This window comes from Ruegeria sp. CDSB013 (assembly GCF_059611165.1).
Genome location: NZ_JBXWPA010000001.1, coordinates 379,108 through 396,722, shown reverse-complemented (window position 1 = coordinate 396,722; position 17,615 = coordinate 379,108). Strand labels below are relative to the sequence as shown.

The window sequence follows — 17,615 nt, the reverse complement described above, 5'->3', positions numbered from 1 at the left end:
TCCACTGCCGCGAAACTGAACCTGCCAAGGGATTCCCCTGGGGCTGAAAATGCTGATAGCGATAAACTCAGCCCGTCAATGTCGTTTTTGTACCTCGAATGACGATTTCGAACATTGACCTCACCCAAATTCTGGTGCCGAATGTCGGTCATGGGGATGTCCGAAATCCGAGATCAGAAGACCAATGAACCTGCCGGCCGGAGCATTCCGGCCTGAGCGGTTCGACACTTCATCCAAAAAATACTGTCTCACAGGGAGTAACGTTAATGAATAATCAAACAATGACCGGAGCACCGATGCACTGGGCGGCAGAAATGCACGCACAGGAATATCGGGACGGCAAACTGAACCGGCGCGAGTTTTTGACCCGTACCACCGGTCTTGGGGTCACCGCGGCCGCAGCCTATGGCATGATCGGACTGGCCGCCCCGGCACGTGCGGCCGGTGAAGACGCAAAGAAAGAAGGCGGCACCCTGCGCGTTCAGCAGGAAGTGCGCGCCCTGAAGGACCCACGCACCTATGACTGGTCGCAGATCGCGAACGTCACCCGCGGCACGCTCGAGTATCTGGTCGAGTACAACTCGGACGGTACGTTCCGCGGCATGTTGCTGGAGGGCTGGGAAGTCAACGACGACGCAACCGTTTACACTCTGAAAGTCCGCCCGGGCGTCAAATGGAACAACGGTGACGACTTCACCGCGGAAGATGTGGCCCGCAACATTGGGCGCTGGTGTGACAAGAGTTCGGAAACCAACTCGATGGCAGGTCGCTTTGCGACACTGATCGATCCTGAATCTGGTCAGGCCATTGACGGCGCAATCGAAGTTGTCGATGCCAACACCGTCAAACTGAACCTGCCAGCTTCTGACATCTCGCTGATTGCGGGCATGGCAGATTATCCGGCGGCTATTGTACACAGCTCGTTCAGTGAAACCGATCTGCTCAACAATGTGGGCACCGGCGCATATCTGGTGCAGGAATTGGAAGTCGGCGTGAAAGCCACCCTCGTTCGCAACGAGAACCACACCTGGTGGGGCGAAGAGATCTTTGGTCGCCCGGCACTGGACAGCATCGTCTACATTGACTACGGCACCGACCCGTCCGCTTGGCTGGCCGCGCTGGAATCCGACGAAGTCGACATGTTGTATGAATCGGTTGGTGAATTCATCGACGTGATGGACAGCCTCGGGTACATCAAATCCGAAGTTGTGACCATGAACACCATTGTCATCCGTCCGAACCAGCTGGCCGAGATCGACGGCAAGAAGCCATACGAAGACAAGCGTGTGCGCCAGGCTCTGCAAATGGCGGTTGATAACTCGATCTGTCTGGAACTGGGCTATGGCGGCCGCGGTTCGCCTGCGGAAAACCACCATGTTGGTCCGATCCACCCGGACTACTACGAACTGCCACCGCAGAAAGTGGACCCGGAAGGCGCACGTGCGCTGATGGAAGAAGCCGGAATGATCGATTTCGAGCACGAGCTGATCTCGATCGATGACGACTGGCGCCGGAACACCACCGACGCGGTTGCAGCGCAGCTGCGTGACGCGGGTATCAAGGTCAAGCGGACCGTTCTGCCGGGTAACACCTTCTGGAACGACTGGGCGAAATACCCCTACAGCTCGACCAACTGGAACCACCGTCCACTGGGCGTGCAAATCTGGGCTCTGGCCTATCGTACCGGTGAAGCCTGGAACGAATTCGGCTGGGCAAATGCCGAGTTTGACGCGCTTCTGACCGAAGCACTGGCCATCGCGGATGCCGACAAGCGCCGTGAAGTGGTCGCCAAGGGCGAGGCGATGATCCAGGAGGAAGGCGTGACCATTCAGCCTTACTGGCGTTCGCTGTACCGCCACATGAAAGACGGGCTTGTTGGCACCGACATGCACGTGTCCTTCGAGCACCACCACTATAAGTGGGGCTGGGCGGCCTAAAACCTGCCAGACGTTAATGGGGGCGCCTGAACAGGGCGCCCCTTTCCAGCCGCAGACAGGCCGACGCGGGGTCGGATGTCCGAGGCCAGACAATGGTCCAATGATCTGCGGAACACCCGAACAACAGGGGTCATCATGGGACTATTCATCCTCCGACGGTTCGGCGTCATGCTACTCACTGCATTGTGCCTGACTTTCGTGGTCTTTTTTCTGACCAACCTCTACCCGAACCTGGAAAAGCTTGCGAAAACGCAGGGCAACCAGCGGATGTCCGACGAACAGGTTGAGACCTGGTTGGACAATCGCGGCTATCTGCAACCCACTCTCGTCAAGTACGGTCAATGGCTGGGCGTTCTCCCTGGCTTTTCCAAGACACTTGACGACGGAACGTTCCTTGGAACGTGTACCCGCCCGGGATCGACCGAGGAAACGACTCCCAGATATTGCGGCGTATTGCAGGGTGACTGGGGTTACTCAACCGTTTTCAAGGATGATGTCGGCAAAATCGTCGGCATACGTCTCGGCAATACCGGCTATCTTATGTTCTGGGTTCTGGTTCTGATGGTGCCATCTGCGCTGCTGGTGGGTGTGTTGGCCGGGATGCGCGAAGGATCAGCATTGGACCGGTCCCTGTCCACATTCTCGATCATTACCACGGCGACACCGGAATATGTGTCGGGCGTGATCTTCATCGCGATCTTCACCTCGTCGACCGTCGGCCTGAAATGGTTCAAGGGCACGGCGACGTCGGCGATGGACAACCCAACCTTCGAGAACTTCTTCCTGCCGGTACTGACCATCTCACTGTACGGGATGGGCTATATCGCCCGGATGACCCGCGCGTCGATGACCGAGGTCATGACGGCGCAGTACATCCGAACCGCGCGGCTTAAAGGTGTTTCCTTTGGCAACATCGTTATGAAGCACGCGCTGCGAAACGCGCTGATCGCGCCCTTTACCGTCATCATGCTGCAGTTCCCATGGCTGCTGAATGGCGTGGTGATTGTTGAAACCCTGTTCAACTACAAAGGTTTCGGTTGGGCACTGGTACAGGCTGCAGGCAACAACGACATTCAGCTCTTGCTGGCGATTTCGGTCGTGTCGGTCTTTGTCGTGCTGGTGACGCAGCTGATCTCCGATATCGGCTATGTCTACCTCAACCCGCGCATCCGTATTTCTTAAGGGAGATAGATCATGGAACCTCTAAGCTGGACCGGCTCTATCGCCATTCTGAACCCTATCCTGATGATCGCGCTTGCCGCGTTGATCGTATCAATCGTCGTTTGGATTATCGGAAGCATTGTGCTGCCCGAATCCCCGATGAGCGTGAATATCGACGGCACCATAAGCGGCGGCAACGGGCTACGTGGGCTAACACAAAAGGCTCTGAGATACAGCTTTTCCGCCTGTGTCGCGCTTGCCTTGGCCTACATCGTGCTTGGCATCCTCATGGGGACCAGTGCCGGTATAATCGGAGCGATCTCGCAGCAGTTTCTTCCTGTGTGGTTATCGCTGATCATCCTGTTTGCAATGTCGATTGCCTTCAAACGTCGCCTCGGCCTTTACGGCAAACTGTTCGACAGCCCCATCGGCATGATCGGTTTTGGCCTTGTGATGTTCTGGGTCTTCACCGGCATCTTCGGTGCGCTGGATCTGATCATCACTCATGACCCGTTGGTTCAGGTATCGGGCATGAAGAACAAAGTGCCGGGAACACCACTGCCAAGTCCCGAAGAAGGTGAGTATGCCTGGTACCTTCTGGGCGGCGACAACCTTGCCCGCGACGTCTTTAGCCGAATGGTCAAAGGTGCTTGGATCGTGGTTCAGATCGCTCCGCTTGCGACCATGTTCGCATTTATGGTCGGGATCACTCTTGGTCTACCAGCCGGGTACTATGGCGGACGTCTGGACACGTTCCTGTCCTTCCTTGCCAATCTGATCCTGGCTTTCCCGGTCATCCTGCTGTTCTACTTGCTGGTCACGCCGGAAATCGTGGCGACAGGTGTGCCGAACTATATGGCGGCCGTTTTGTTCGTGTTCCCGATACTGTTTATCGGCGTTCTGCTAAACTCGCGGTATTATACCCGCCCGAATTTCCGCACTCCGCTATTGATCGGGGTTCTGGGTATCGCACTGTGGTTGTATCTGTCGCTGATTTCGACCGGTGGTTACGTCATCAACACGGATGACTACAGCATTTGGGGTCTGCCGACCTATCTGGACCTGTTCGATATCCCAGGCGGTATCCTTGTGGTGTTTGTGTCGGTGGTCTTCGTGAACTCGCCTACGGTTTTCCGCATCGTGCGCGGTCTCGCGCTGGACATCAAAACACGGGATTACGTGGCGGCGGCACAGACCCGTGGCGAAGGCCCTTGGTACATCATGCTGTGGGAGATCCTGCCCAATGCACGTGGCCCGCTGATCGTCGATTTCTGTCTGCGTATCGGCTATACCACGATCCTGTTGGGAACCTTGGGTTTCTTCGGATTGGGACTGCCTCCGGAAAGCCCCGATTGGGGCTCTACGATCAATGAAGGGCGCAAGCTACTTTCTATCTATCTGCACCCTGCCCTTCCGCCTGCCTTTGCCTTGCTGTCGCTGGTTCTTGGTTTGAACCTGCTTGCGGATGGACTGCGCGAAGAAAGCCTGAAGGACTGATGTGAGAGCGACCGGGGGCTTTGCCCCCGGACCCCCAGGATGTTTTTAGCCAGATGAAGGGGATCCCCGGACTCTCGCGAGGAGATACAAGATGAACAAATTGGCGGAATATGACGGCCCGATTCTTGAGATCGACAAACTTTCGATTTCTTTCTTCACCCGCCTTCGGGAAATTCCCGCCGTGATGGATTTTTCGGTCAGCGTACAGCCCGGCGAGGCTGTTGGACTGGTCGGAGAATCCGGTTGCGGCAAGTCCACTGTGGCACTTGGGGTCATGCAGGACCTCGGCAAGAACGGGCGGGTTGTAGGCGGTTCGATCAAGTTCAAAGGCCGCGATCTGGCCGAGATGAGCGCGGATGAATTGCGCGATATCCGCGGCAATGAGATCGCGATGATCTATCAGGAACCGATGGCCTCGCTGAACCCGGCGATGAAGATCGGCAAGCAATTGATGGAAGTGCCGATGATCCACGAGGGAGTCGGCAAGGAAGAGGCCCATGCCCGCGCATTGGAAGTGGTAACGGACGTACGCCTCCCCGACCCCGAGCGGATGCTGAACTCGTTCCCCCATCAGCTGTCAGGGGGGCAGCAGCAGCGTATCGTGATCGCGATGGCGCTGATGTCGAAGCCGGCGCTGTTGATTCTGGATGAACCGACAACCGCACTGGATGTGACGGTAGAGGCCGCCGTAGTCGAGCTGGTCAGGGATTTGGGTAAGAAATACGGCACCTCGATGCTGTTCATCTCGCACAACCTTGGTCTGGTTCTGGAAACCTGTGACCGGCTTTGCGTGATGTATTCGGGTGAGGCGGTTGAGCGCGGCTCGATACACGATGTGTTCGACGAGATGCAGCACCCCTATACGCAGGCGCTGTTCCGCTCGATCCCGTTGCCGGGGGCAGACAAGAACGCCCGCCCATTGGTGGCTATTCCGGGGAACTTCCCCCTGCCCCACGAACGCCCGTCAGGCTGTAACTTTGGCCCGCGCTGCGACTATTTCGAAGAAGGCCGCTGCGACGCGCAGAACATTCTGATGGAGCCTGTGCCCGGCAATGACCGCCACCACACACGCTGTTTGAAGTACAAGGAGATTGACTGGAACGCCCCGATCACTTTGGCCGACAAGAAAGAAAAAGGTGAAATCGGTCGCGTTGTCCTGAAAATGGACAACCTCAAGAAATACTATGAGGTAGCCGCCAATGCGTTGTTCGGGGGCGGTGAGAAGAAGGTAGTCAAAGCCAACGAAACGCTAAGCTTTGAGGCGCATGAGTCTGAGACGCTGGCGATTGTAGGCGAATCTGGGTGCGGTAAATCCACCTTTGCCAAAGTGTTGATGGGGCTTGAAACAGCCACAGATGGGCAAATCCTTCTGGACAACCGCAACATCGAAGATGTGCCCATCGAAGAACGTGACGCCAAAACCGTGGGCGAAGTTCAAATGGTGTTCCAGAACCCGTTTGACACTCTGAACCCCTCGATGACCGTTGGGCGGCAGATCATCCGCGCGCTGGAAATTTTTGGCATCGGCAATTCCGAGGCTGAGCGAAAACAACGCATGCTGGAATTGTTGGACCTGGTGAAGCTGCCGCGCGCCTTTGCCGATCGGATGCCGCGTCAGTTGTCCGGTGGACAGAAACAGCGCGTCGGTATCGCGCGCGCCTTTGCAGGCGATGCGCGGATCGTAGTTGCGGACGAACCTGTGTCGGCATTGGATGTGTCTGTGCAGGCGGCGGTGACCGACCTGTTGATGGAGATTCAGCGCGAACACAAGACAACCTTGCTGTTCATCAGTCACGACCTGTCGATTGTGCGCTATCTCAGCGACCGGGTGATGGTGATGTATCTGGGCCATGTGGTCGAGCTGGGGACCACCGACCAGGTGTTTTCGCCGCCCTATCACCCCTATACCGAAGCGTTGCTGAGTGCTGTTCCCATCGCGGATACGTCGGTTGAAAAAGCGCATATCGTTCTGGATGGTGATATCCCCTCGGCCATGAACCCGCCCCCGGGGTGCCCTTTCCAGACGCGCTGTCGCTGGAAATCCGAAGTGCCGGGCGGACTGTGCGAGAAAGATGTGCCGCCGGTGAAAACCCTTTCGGACGGGCATCAGGTCAAGTGCCATCTTTCCGAAGAGGTTCTGGCCCGCATGGAGCCGGTCATCAAAATCGCGGCCGAGTAACAGCCCAAACGCAAAGAACCGGCCACAGCGCCGGTTCTTTTCTGACTTGGGTTGGTAGTTTTTCAGCCGCCCCAGATCACTTTCACATAGTTCTGGGTTTCTTTGTAAGGTGGCACGCCGCCGTGCTTTTCCACGGCTTTCGGACCGGCGTTATAAGCCGCCAGCGCCAGCCGCCAGGATTTGAACTTGCGATACTGCCACGACAAATAACGGGCCCCGCCTTCCAGATTTTGCTTCGGATCATGCGGGTTCACACCTAAAAGGCGCGCGGTTCCAGGCATCAGCTGCGCCAGACCCAGTGCTCCTTTGTGAGACACCGCGTGCGGGTTCCATCCGCTTTCCTGTTGCACCAGTCGCAAGAACAACTCTTCCGGGACACTGTGTTTCCGGGCTGCTTGCCGCGCCAGCGCCAGGTATTGGCCGCGATATTTACCATTATACCGCTTGATGACCTGAGATGGCTGCGCGGTCTTTGGCTTCAGCCGTTCAGAATCGCGGTATTGAGTGGCTGCGCGCGAGTCCAGAATCTTGGATTGTTTGAGGAAGATGTCCTTGCGGCTTTTGGTGGACAGGGTGTCCGCTGCTGCCGGACCCGAAACCAGCGCAAGGCACAGAACAGAAAAACAACCAACTTGAAAACGCATTTATGCCAATCCCGCTCGCTCTCGAACCCGAATGAGTATAGGTATTTCAGGCAAGAATAAAAGCTTGGTAAACAGAACCTGCGTAGTTTCTTGCCAACCGTTGCACACATCAACTGTGTTTTAACCATGACGCAGGCCGTATAGGGTCGCGTAGCAACTTCGCGTCAGATTCGGGCGCGCTCGACACAGACAAGAACGGGGAAATATATGGCAGGTTCAGTCAACAAGGTCATTCTGGTCGGAAATCTTGGCCGCGATCCTGAAGTTAGGAATTTCCAAAACGGGGGCAAAGTATGCAACCTGCGCATCGCCACATCCGAAACCTGGAAAGACCGCAATACTGGCGAGCGTCGTGAGCGCACCGAGTGGCACTCGGTCGCGATCTTCAACGAAGGGCTTGTCCGCGTGGCGGAGCAATATCTGCGCAAAGGCTCGAAGGTCTATCTCGAAGGGCAATTGCAGACCCGCAAATGGCAGGACCAATCTGGGCAGGACCGTTACTCGACTGAGGTTGTTCTTCAGGGGTTCGGTTCGACCCTTGTGATGCTGGATGCACGCGGTGAAGGCGGAGGCAGTTACGGCGGCGGACAGTCAGGCAGCTATGGCGGCGGTCAGGCGGGCGGCGGCTATGGCGACCCTTATGGCGGACAGTCCAGCGCCCCTGCCCCTGCACCTGCATCCGGCGGAATCGACGACGACGAGATTCCGTTCTAAGACAAACGGAGACGCAACATGACATGGTCCTTCTCTCTCGGCCGAATACTGGGGTCGGAACTGAGGGTCCATGTCACCTTTTTTCTGCTACTGGGCTGGGTCGCCTTTGCGGCCTATTCCCAAGGCGGGGTGCCCGCCGCGATCGACAACCTGATCTTTGTTCTGGCTCTGTTTGCCTGCGTTGTCGCGCACGAGTTCGGCCACGCGCTGATGGCGCGGCGCTACGGCATCAAAACCCCTGACATCACCTTGCTGCCTATCGGCGGGCTCGCCCGGCTAGAACGGATGCCCGAGAAGCCCATGGAAGAAGTCTGGGTCGCTCTGGCCGGGCCGGCGGTAAATATTGTGATCTGGATCGTTTTGATGGCCATGGGGGCCGGAATGACGCTGGATTCCCTGGCCCGGATCGATTCGACCAGTGCCGGGCTGTTGAACCGGCTGGCCTATGTGAACTTGCTGCTGGCCGTATTTAACATGATCCCGGCCTTCCCCATGGATGGCGGCCGGGTATTCCGCGCGCTTTTGTGTCTGAAGATGGACCGGGTAAAAGCCACACGTATCGCCGCCCTTGCGGGTCAGGTCGTGGCGGTGGCGTTTGGTTTTCTTGGGTTGAGCACTGGTAACCCCCTGCTGGTTTTGATCGCCGTCTTCGTGTTCGTCGCGGCCAATGCCGAAAGCCACGATGTGGCCATGCGCTCGGTCGCGCGGCGGGTGCTGGCCCGCGACGCTATGATTACCGAGTTTCACTCCCTATCGCCCAACGACACGCTTGCAACCGCCGCACAGGCCGTCATTCACACCACGCAACACGAGTTCCCCGTGTTGGGTTCGAATGGAGACTTGCTTGGTTTTATTGCGCGCGGCACGCTGTTTACTGCCATGGCGCAAGAGGCACCTCGGTCCGATCTGGCAACTTCAATCATGGAAACCGAGATCCCGCGTGTTGAATTGACCACCGGCTTGGAAACCGTGCTGGAAAAGCTACACAAGGGTGCTCCCGCCGTCGCAGTTTGCACGCAGGCCGGCGCAATGGTTGGCTACATCACCCGCGAAAACATCGGAGAATTGATGGTGATCCGCGGACGCTGATCAGACCGTCGCCAATGCGTCTTCCAGCACGGACAATACAGCGTCCCTTGGGACGTCCGAAGTTACGAACGCCTGCCCGATCCCGCGGGCCAGAATAAACCGAAGCTGGCCATCGATGACCTTTTTGTCCTGCGCCATCAGATCAACCAGTGCCGCGGCACCCGGCAGATCTCCGGGAATGTCGGCCAGATCGGTTTTCATTCCCATTGCACGCAAGTGCGCCCGAACACGGCTTGGCTCCTCCTGTGAGCACAGCCCAAGACGTGAGGACAGCTCAAACGCCAGCGCACAGCCGATGGCTACGCCTTCACCGTGCAGCAGACGATCCGAATACCCGGTTGCCGCTTCGAGCGCGTGACAGAAAGTGTGCCCAAGGTTCAGCAGCGCACGGTCGCCCTGCTCTGTCTCATCGCGGGCTACGATGTCGGCTTTCATCTGAACCGAGCGTGTCACCGCCCGCACGCGCGCGGCCATATCGCCAACCGAAACGTCGGGACCGTTAGCTTCGAGCCATTCAAAGAACGCAGCATCGCCCAGCAGGCCGTATTTGACGACCTCGCCATAACCCGACAGGAAATCCCGCTGTGTCATGGTGCCCAGAACCAAAGTGTCCGCCAGAACCAGAGACGGCTGATGGAATGCCCCAATCAGGTTCTTGCCCTGTGGTGCGTTGATCCCGGTTTTTCCGCCAACAGAACTGTCCACCTGCGCCAGCAAAGAGGTCGGTATCTGGACGAAACGGACACCGCGCCGCAAAACGGCCGCGGCAAATCCCGCAAGATCTCCAATGACCCCGCCACCCAAGGCAATGACCACATCGCGGCGTTCGACTTTTTCCGACAAAAGCCATTCAACCGCGCGCTCGAAATGCGGCCAGCTTTTTGTGGCTTCGCCCGCGGGCAAGGCCAGCGAGGTCATCTCAATACCAGCAGTTGCCAGACCATCCCGCAACGCATTCAGGTGCAACCCGGCCACGTTCTCATCCGTCAGAACGGCGACCTTGGGCCGGTGCAATAAGGGTGCAATCATTGTGCCGGATTGTGCCAGCAGGTCGGGCCCGATTTCCACGTCATACGAGCGTTCGCCCAGCTCTACATGTACGGTTTGGTGCATTTACTTCCGTTCCAATACGTCGGGGCGCGTCAACATCGACTCCACCACCCGGTCCACCATATTTTCAATCGAGGTTTCGCCATCGGATTCAACCGTCAGCCCTGCCTGCGCATAAACCGGAACGCGGGCTTCGTACAAGTCGCGCAAGGTCGCATAAGGGTCAGCCGTGCGCAGCAAAGGCCGCGTGTCCTTGTGTTTGACCCTGTTCCATAACACCTTCAAATCAGCCCGCAGCCAGACCGAGACCCCGCGTTCGGTGATCATCTGGCGATTCAGCTCAGACAGAAACGCGCCGCCGCCAGTTGACAGGATGCCTTTTTCCTCGTCCAGCAGGCGCCCAATGACCTGACTTTCCTTGGCACGAAAGAACGGCTCACCGTCACGCTCGAAAATCTCGGGGATGGTCATATTGGCGGCCGATTCGATCTCGGCGTCACTGTCTAGGAACGGAACGCCCAACCTTGCGGCCAATGCACGGCCTACAGCCGTCTTTCCGGCCCCCATCATGCCAACAAGAACGACGGTTTTGTGCAGTTCAAAGACCGCATCAGTACCTTCTGTGTGGGCGTTATGCTTAATTTCGCTCATTTCAACGTGAATGACGTGATCTTACGAAAAATGCCAGCTATAACTATGGCAAAAGACAAAATTGGGGCAGCGTTGAGCAATGGGCCGTCTGATCAAGTTCCTGATATATATTGTTTGCCTGTGTTTTGTCGGGCTGGTGGGATATGCGTATCTGGGTCCGATATTCGGGGTGGATTTCTCGGCCCCGCAAGACGAGATCCGAGAGCCGGTAATCCTGAATGTTGAATAAAGCCGCACTGGCTGCCTTATTGCTGGCCGGTTCAGCGCAGGCGCAACAGGCTCCTCTTTCCGTCATCGATTGGCTGACGGACCCTCCGGAAAACCTGCCAGGGACTGTCCTGTTGGAACCACCGGTCACGGAGACGGGCATTCAGCCGGATATCCAAGTCTCTCCGCTTGAGGCACTGTCACAGCCGTTGGGGCTTGTGTCGTCGTCGGTGACTGGCCTGCCGGTGCACCTTTGGCAGAATAGTGATGCCGACCGGCTGGCTGAGCTGATCACCGATGTGCCGGTTCGCTATAACCCCGCCATGCAGCGGTTGTTGTTTACGCTGATCCTGTCCGAGGCCCGCGCACCTGCCAGTTCCGGCGCCGAGGAAACGCTACTATTGGCCCGCATCGACCGATTGATGCAACTTGGCGCAGCCGACCCGGCGCAATCGCTGGTCCAATTGGCCGGTCCGACCGACACACGCGAAAGGTTCCAGCGCTGGTTTGACGCCACCCTGCTCACCGGGGACGAGGATCGCAGCTGTACGTCGCTGATCGCGAAGCCACACCTGTCTCAGGACTACGCCGCACAGATTTTCTGCAAGGCGCGGCGCGGAGACTGGCCATCAGCCGCCCTCACACTGGAAGCGGCGCACGCATTGCAGATATTGCCACCAGATGAGCTGGATGTGCTGGATCGCTTTCTCAGCCCCGAGTTGTTTGAAGAAGCCGAATACCTTCCGCAACCAGATGATCCCAGCCCACTGACCTTTCGCCTGTTTGAGGCGATCGGAGAACGCCTGCCATCGGCCCCTCTGCCCCGTGCCTTTGCAAATGCCGACCTGCGGGACGTAGCCGGGTGGAAAGCGCAGATCGAAGCGGCTGAGCGGCTGACCCGCATCGGCGCGCTGACCCCCAACCAATTGCTGGGGCTGTATACCGAGCGCTCTCCAGCCGCGTCCGGCGCAGTTTGGGACAGGGTCTCGGCCGTGCAACGGTTCGAGTCTGCGCTGGATTCACGCGATCCCGAGAAAATCGCTCGGGCTTTGAAGACCGTGTGGGCGCAAATGCGCCTGATCGGATTAGAGGTACCCTTTGCAGAATTGTTCGCAGAACGCCTGTCGCAGATAGAGCTGACGGACCCGTCGGCGGAACAGCTGCGCTGGCGTATCCTGCTGTTGTCTGAACTGTATGAAACGGCGGCCCTTTCTGTGCCCGGTCAATCCGACGAAAATCACTTTCTGGCGGCGTTAGCGCAAGGAGATCCGGGGCGCGCGCGCTCTCCTTCGCCTCTGGCGGATGCGGTTGCGCAAGGGTTTGCATGGGCTGCTCCGGTCCCGCCGAATATCGAAACGATGCTAAACAATGATCAGCTGGGGGAAGCGATCTTGGAGACCATGCAGCGGTTCGCGCATGGGTCGCGCGGCAACCTTGTCGACCTGACAGCGGCTATCGCGACTTTGCGCCGTGTGGGTCTTGAGGACACCGCCCGCCGCGCCGCACTGAACTTGCTGATCCTGCAGGACCGCTGATCGTGGCGGCCCCGGCGACGCAGGACTTGTGGATTTCCACCTTTTTACAAGCTCAGGCCGCTGAATTGGGCGCTGCGACCAACACGCTGCTGGCCTATGGCCGCGATCTGAAAGAATTCTCGGCCTGGTTGGAACGTCGAAAAACGGGTTTTCCTGACACACAGAGAGAACAGATTGAGCAATACCTGATTGATTGCGACGCACAGGGCCTGTCCCGTTCCACGCGCGCACGTCGGTTGTCCGCGATCAAGCAACTGTTCCGGTTCGCCTTCGAAGAAGGTTGGCTTGAAGCTAACCCCGCCATTCAGATCAAAGGCCCCGGTCGACAAAAACGCCTGCCCAAAACGCTGGATGTCGCTGAAGTCGATCGTTTGCTTGAGGCCGCGCGCCGCACCGGCCGCAAAGATGCAGACCGGGTGCGCAACACTTGCCTGATGGAGGTTCTGTACGCCACGGGAATGCGGGTGACCGAATTGGTTTCGCTGCCAGTCTCCTCGGCCCGGGGTGACCCCCGGATGCTGCTAGTGCTGGGCAAAGGTGGCAAGGAACGGATGGTACCACTGTCGCCTCCGGCGCGCGATGCGTTGGCGGCGTGGTTGCTTATCAGGGACGAGGCCGAGGACAAGCAGGTTGCAGACGGTGCTCAGCGTTCCAAGTTCCTGTTTCCGTCTCGCGGTAAATCCGGCTATCTGACCCGGCACAGGTTTTTCCTGCTGGTCAAGGAACTGGCCGTAGAAGGCGGCGTTTCGCCGGAAAAAGTGACGCCACACACCCTGCGCCATGCCTTTGCCACGCATCTTCTGGCGAATGGCGCCGATTTGAGGTCGATCCAGACCCTGCTGGGCCATGCCGACGTGGCGACCACGGAAATCTATACCCATGTCCTGGACGAACGCCTGTCAGAGCTTGTGTTGCAACATCACCCGCTGGCGAAAGACGGCGATGACGACGGCTAACCCCTTGATCCACAGCATGCGCACCCCCATAACGGATGCAGTATCACGAACAACCAAGGACCGATGGAACCCTCTTCTGCTTCTCTGATCGACGGCGCATTCTGGTTTACCACAGGCGCCATTCTACTTTTGCTTGTCCTATCGGGCTTTTTCTCGGGTTCTGAAACGGCATTGACCGCCTCGTCGCGCGGAAAACTGCGTGCGCAGGCCGACAAAGGGTCGCGCGGTGCGCAGAAGGCCCTGGACATCACTGACGATAACGAACGACTGATCGGTTCGGTCCTGTTGGGCAACAACCTTGTCAACATCCTTGCCGCATCGCTTGCGACTGCGCTTTTCACACGGCTGTTCGGTGAAAGCGGCGTTGCGTTGGCAACGCTTGTAATGACCCTTCTAGTCCTGATCTTTGCCGAGGTTCTGCCCAAAACCTACGCGATCACCAATTCGGAAAAGGCCGCCGCTGCCGTGGCACCGATCATCGGCGTCGTCGTGACGGTGTTTTCACCCATCGTTGCAGCCGTGCGTTTGCTGGTCCGTGGTGTTCTGCGCCTGTTTGGCGTCCAGATCGACCCGGACAGCAACATTCTGGCCGTGCGCGAGGAAATCGCCGGTGCGTTGCAGCTTGGTCATTCCGAAGGCGTGGTCGAAAAGGAAGACCGCGACCGTATCCTTGGCGCGCTGGATCTGGGCGATCGTACGGTTGAAGAGATCATGTTGCACCGCTCGAATATTGAGATGATCGATGCAGACGCTTCGCCCGAGGCCATCCTTCAGCAATGTCTGAAAAGCAGCCACACCCGCCTGCCCGTGTTTCGCGACGAACAGGAAAACATCGTTGGTGTCGTCCACGCCAAGGACCTGTTCCGCGCGATGTACGCCCATGCCGGCGGCAGTGAGAACGCTGATAACCGACTGAAAGAATTCGACATCCTCAAGGTCGCGAACGACCCCTATTTTGTTCCGGAAACCACCACTCTGGACGATCAGATGCGCGAATTCCTTCGGATGCACAGCCACTTTGCACTGGTAGTGGATGAATATGGCTCGCTGCGCGGGCTGATCACGCTTGAGGATATCCTCGAGGAAATCGTGGGCGAGATCGCGGACGAGTTCGACATCGACGAAGACGTATCCGTGACCCGAACCGAAGATGGGCAGTTTCTGGTCGAAGGGGCCACCACGATCCGCGACGCCAACCGCGCGATGGATTGGTCCTTGCCTGACGATGAGGCAAATACCATCGCCGGTCTGGTCATTCACGAAGCGCAAATGATCCCAACCGTCGGTCAGGTCTTTTCCTTTCACGGCTTCCGCTTTGAGGTGACAAAACGTCAAGGCAACCGGATCACCGAACTGAAAGTTCGACCTCTCTGAGAACAACCCAAAAAACTGCAAGAATCCACCGGCGCTCTGATCCGAGCGCCGGTTTTCTTTTGGACAACCACCGTATCCTTCCTGTTTGGGGTCGCCAGCAGGTGCTGAACCCGGATCGCCTTCCGCGACACTTTCTGTCGCTGAAGCTATTGCAAAGGCAGCTTTCCTATTGAGACTGACGGCATAGCCATCAGGAGACGTGCATGAAACTCACAACCCAAGTTGCAGTCATCGGCGGCGGAGTCGTTGGATGTTCCGTACTCTATCACCTGACCAAGCTGGGGTGGACGGACGTGATGCTGTTGGAACGCTCCGAGCTGACCAGCGGGTCGACCTGGCACGCAGCGGGTGGGTTTCACACCCTGAACGGCGACACCAACATGGCGGCGCTGCAGGGGTATACGATCCGGCTGTATAAAGAGCTGGAAGAGATTACCGGCATGTCCTGCGGTCTGCATCATGTGGGCGGAGTGACGCTGGCAGATAATCAGGATCGGTTCGACATGTTGCTGGCAGAACGCGCCAAGCATCGGTTCATGGGGTTGGAGACGGAAATCGTTGGTCCGGATGAGATCAAAAAGATCGCTCCTATCACCGCCACCGACGGGATCATCGGTGCGCTTTATGATCCGCTGGACGGTCATCTGGATCCGTCGGGGACCACCCATGCCTATGCCAAAGCGGCCCGGATGGGAGGCGCTACGATCGAAACGCACTGCATGGTACGCGAGACCATCCAACGCACCGATGGGACATGGGATGTGGTTACCGACAAGGGTACGATCCATGCCGAACACATCGTCAATGCCGGTGGCCTTTGGGCGCGCGAGGTTGGCGCGATGGCAGGCGTCTATTTCCCCCTGCACCCGATGGAACACCAATATCTGGTGACAGACTCGATCCCTCAGATCGAAGCGATCATCGATGCTGGCGGCGAGCATCCGCATGTGATGGATCCCGCCGGAGAAAGCTATCTGCGGCAGGAAGGGCGCGGGCTGTGTATTGGGTTCTATGAACAACCCTGCAAACCCTGGGCTGTCGATGGCACACCGTGGGAGTTCGGCCACGAACTGCTGCCCGACGATTATGACAAGATCACCGACAGCATCGAATTTGCCTACAAACGCTTCCCCGTTCTGGCCGAGGCTGGTGTCAAATCGGTGATCCATGGACCGTTTACCTTTGCGCCCGATGGCAACCCGCTCGTCGGGCCGGTGCCGGGCATGCGCAACTATTGGTCCGCCTGTGGCGTGATGGCGGGTTTCAGTCAGGGCGGCGGGGTTGGCCTAACGTTGGCGCAATGGATGATCGAAGGAGAGCCTGAGCGCGATGTGTTCGCCATGGATGTCGCCCGCTTCGGCGACTGGATCGGGCCTGGCTATACGCGCCCGAAGGTGATCGAGAACTATCAGAAACGCTTTAGTGTCGCCTACCCCAACGAAGAACTGCCTGCCGCGCGTCCGAACCGGACCACCCCGATGTACGATATCTTCAGCGATCTGGGCGCGGTTTGGGGTCAGCAATACGGGCTAGAGGTTGCGAACTATTTTGCGCAAGGCGATGAGCCGGGCTATGAAACGCCCTCGTTCCGACGCTCGGATGCGTTCGAGGCAACCGGGCGCGAGGTGCGCGCTGTTCGCAACAGCGTAGGCATCAATGAAGTCCACAATTTCGGCAAGTACCGCATCACTGGTCCCGGCGCACGAGTTTGGCTGGATCGGGTCATGGCCGGACGAATTCCAAATCCGGGGCGGTTGTCCCTGACGCCGATGCTGTCGCATAAGGGCAAGCTGATCGGGGACTTCACTGTCTCTTGCCTGAACGAGACCGAATTCCAGTTGACTGCTTCATATGGCAGTCAGGCCTTTCACATGCGTTGGTTCCTGCAACATCAGGAAGACGGCGTTTCCATTGAAAATGTTTCCGACCGATTGAACGGGTTCCAGATCGCAGGCCCAAATGCCGTAGAAGTGCTGGCGGCATGCACCCGCACGAACATTTCTGACCTCAGGTTCCTTGATGTTCGCCGCATGACCATCGGCATGACCGACTGCACCGTTCAAAGGGTCAGCTACACAGGCGATCTGGGGTACGAAATCTACTGTGATCCGATGGCCCAACGGCAATTGTGGTGGACCCTTTGGCAGGCCGGTCAGCCCCACGACATGGTGCCATTTGGCATGCGCGCGATGATGAGCCTGCGGTTGGACAAGTTCTTTGGGTCTTGGATGAGCGAGTTCTCACCCGACTACTCTGCCGCGGAAACCGGGCTGGATCGCTTTATTGCCTTCACGAAGAACACCGGCTTTATCGGTCGCGCCGCAGCCGAGCTTGAACGCTCCGAGGGGACCGCGCGCAAGCTAGTCTCGTTCGAAGTGGATGCAGACGACGCCGACGTGAATGCCTATGAGCCGATCTGGCTGGATGGTGCGGTCGTCGGATTCTGCACCTCGGGCGGGTATTCACACTATGCCGGGAAATCCATCGCCATGGGCTTCCTGCCCTCGGACCGTATACGCGACGAATTAGAGGTCGAGATTGAGATACTGGGCCAGATGCGCAAGGCGCGCGCGATCTCAACCCCACTGTTCGATGCGGACGGTGCACGCATGCGGGGATGA

At 58.0% G+C, this 17,615-nt stretch carries 14 protein-coding genes; 11 read left to right on the top strand and 3 right to left on the bottom strand.

The features are described from left to right. The first annotated feature begins 266 nt into the window (after nt 1-266). The 4 genes from AC2FJF_RS01975 (at nt 267) to AC2FJF_RS01960 (ending at nt 6,774) form a co-directional block, all read left to right on the top strand. The gene (locus AC2FJF_RS01975) at nt 267-1,937 is read left to right on the top strand and encodes an ABC transporter substrate-binding protein (protein WP_058273778.1); all 1,671 of its coding nucleotides are present in this window, start codon (nt 267-269) and stop codon (nt 1,935-1,937) included. Nucleotides 1,938-2,072: 135 nt separating this feature from the next. Next, on the top strand, nt 2,073-3,119 hold the full coding sequence (locus AC2FJF_RS01970) for an ABC transporter permease (protein ID WP_496704324.1): 1,047 nt from the start codon (nt 2,073-2,075) through the stop codon (nt 3,117-3,119). 12 nt (nt 3,120-3,131) lie between these two features. Further along, nucleotides 3,132-4,595: an ABC transporter permease gene (locus tag AC2FJF_RS01965; RefSeq protein ID WP_496722469.1), complete on the top strand. Its 1,464-nt coding sequence runs from the start codon at nt 3,132-3,134 to the stop codon at nt 4,593-4,595. A gap of 91 nt (nt 4,596-4,686) precedes the next feature. Next, nucleotides 4,687-6,774 (top strand): dipeptide ABC transporter ATP-binding protein, encoded by a 2,088-nt coding sequence (locus AC2FJF_RS01960; RefSeq protein ID WP_496722466.1) that lies wholly within the window; start codon nt 4,687-4,689, stop codon nt 6,772-6,774. 62 nt (nt 6,775-6,836) lie between these two features. On the opposite strand, the gene AC2FJF_RS01955 is transcribed toward AC2FJF_RS01960, so the two are convergent. Next, nucleotides 6,837-7,418, bottom strand: a complete 582-nt coding sequence (locus AC2FJF_RS01955; protein ID WP_496722463.1) for a lytic transglycosylase domain-containing protein — start codon at nt 7,416-7,418, stop codon at nt 6,837-6,839. A 207-nt stretch (nt 7,419-7,625) separates the two neighbouring features. Here AC2FJF_RS01955 and ssb point away from each other — a divergent pair, with 207 nt between their 5' ends. Next, nucleotides 7,626-8,132 (top strand): single-stranded DNA-binding protein, encoded by a 507-nt coding sequence (gene ssb / locus AC2FJF_RS01950; RefSeq protein WP_496722461.1) that lies wholly within the window; start codon nt 7,626-7,628, stop codon nt 8,130-8,132. An 18-nt stretch (nt 8,133-8,150) separates the two neighbouring features. Then, complete coding sequence (locus tag AC2FJF_RS01945) at nt 8,151-9,221, top strand: site-2 protease family protein (protein ID WP_496722458.1); 1,071 nt, start codon at nt 8,151-8,153, stop codon at nt 9,219-9,221. Here AC2FJF_RS01945 and aroB read toward each other — a convergent pair whose 3' ends face one another. Beyond that, complete coding sequence (aroB, locus tag AC2FJF_RS01940; protein ID WP_496722456.1) at nt 9,222-10,334, bottom strand: 3-dehydroquinate synthase; 1,113 nt, start codon at nt 10,332-10,334, stop codon at nt 9,222-9,224. Beyond that, nucleotides 10,335-10,922 carry a shikimate kinase gene (locus tag AC2FJF_RS01935; RefSeq protein WP_496722454.1) on the bottom strand — a complete coding sequence of 196 codons (588 nt, stop codon included), beginning with the start codon at nt 10,920-10,922 and terminating at the stop codon, nt 10,335-10,337. 79 nt (nt 10,923-11,001) lie between these two features. Here AC2FJF_RS01935 and AC2FJF_RS01930 point away from each other — a divergent pair, with 79 nt between their 5' ends. The 5 genes from AC2FJF_RS01930 to AC2FJF_RS01910 all read left to right on the top strand — a co-directional run bounded on the left by AC2FJF_RS01930 (nt 11,002) and on the right by AC2FJF_RS01910 (nt 17,615). After that, nucleotides 11,002-11,151 carry a hypothetical protein gene (locus tag AC2FJF_RS01930; protein WP_170557697.1) on the top strand — a complete coding sequence of 50 codons (150 nt, stop codon included), beginning with the start codon at nt 11,002-11,004 and terminating at the stop codon, nt 11,149-11,151. Beyond that, entirely contained in the window at nt 11,141-12,664 is a 1,524-nt protein-coding gene (locus tag AC2FJF_RS01925) for a hypothetical protein (protein WP_496722452.1), read from the top strand. Before AC2FJF_RS01930 ends, AC2FJF_RS01925 begins: the two co-directional genes overlap by 11 nt. A gap of 2 nt (nt 12,665-12,666) precedes the next feature. Further along, the gene (locus AC2FJF_RS01920; RefSeq protein WP_496722449.1) at nt 12,667-13,620 is read left to right on the top strand and encodes a site-specific tyrosine recombinase XerD; all 954 of its coding nucleotides are present in this window, start codon (nt 12,667-12,669) and stop codon (nt 13,618-13,620) included. A gap of 63 nt (nt 13,621-13,683) precedes the next feature. Then, a complete protein-coding gene (locus AC2FJF_RS01915) occupies nt 13,684-14,994 on the top strand; it encodes an HlyC/CorC family transporter (protein ID WP_496722447.1) in 1,311 nt (436 codons plus the stop codon). Between the two features lie 203 nt (nt 14,995-15,197). Next, the gene (locus AC2FJF_RS01910; RefSeq protein WP_496722445.1) at nt 15,198-17,615 is read left to right on the top strand and encodes a GcvT family protein; all 2,418 of its coding nucleotides are present in this window, start codon (nt 15,198-15,200) and stop codon (nt 17,613-17,615) included.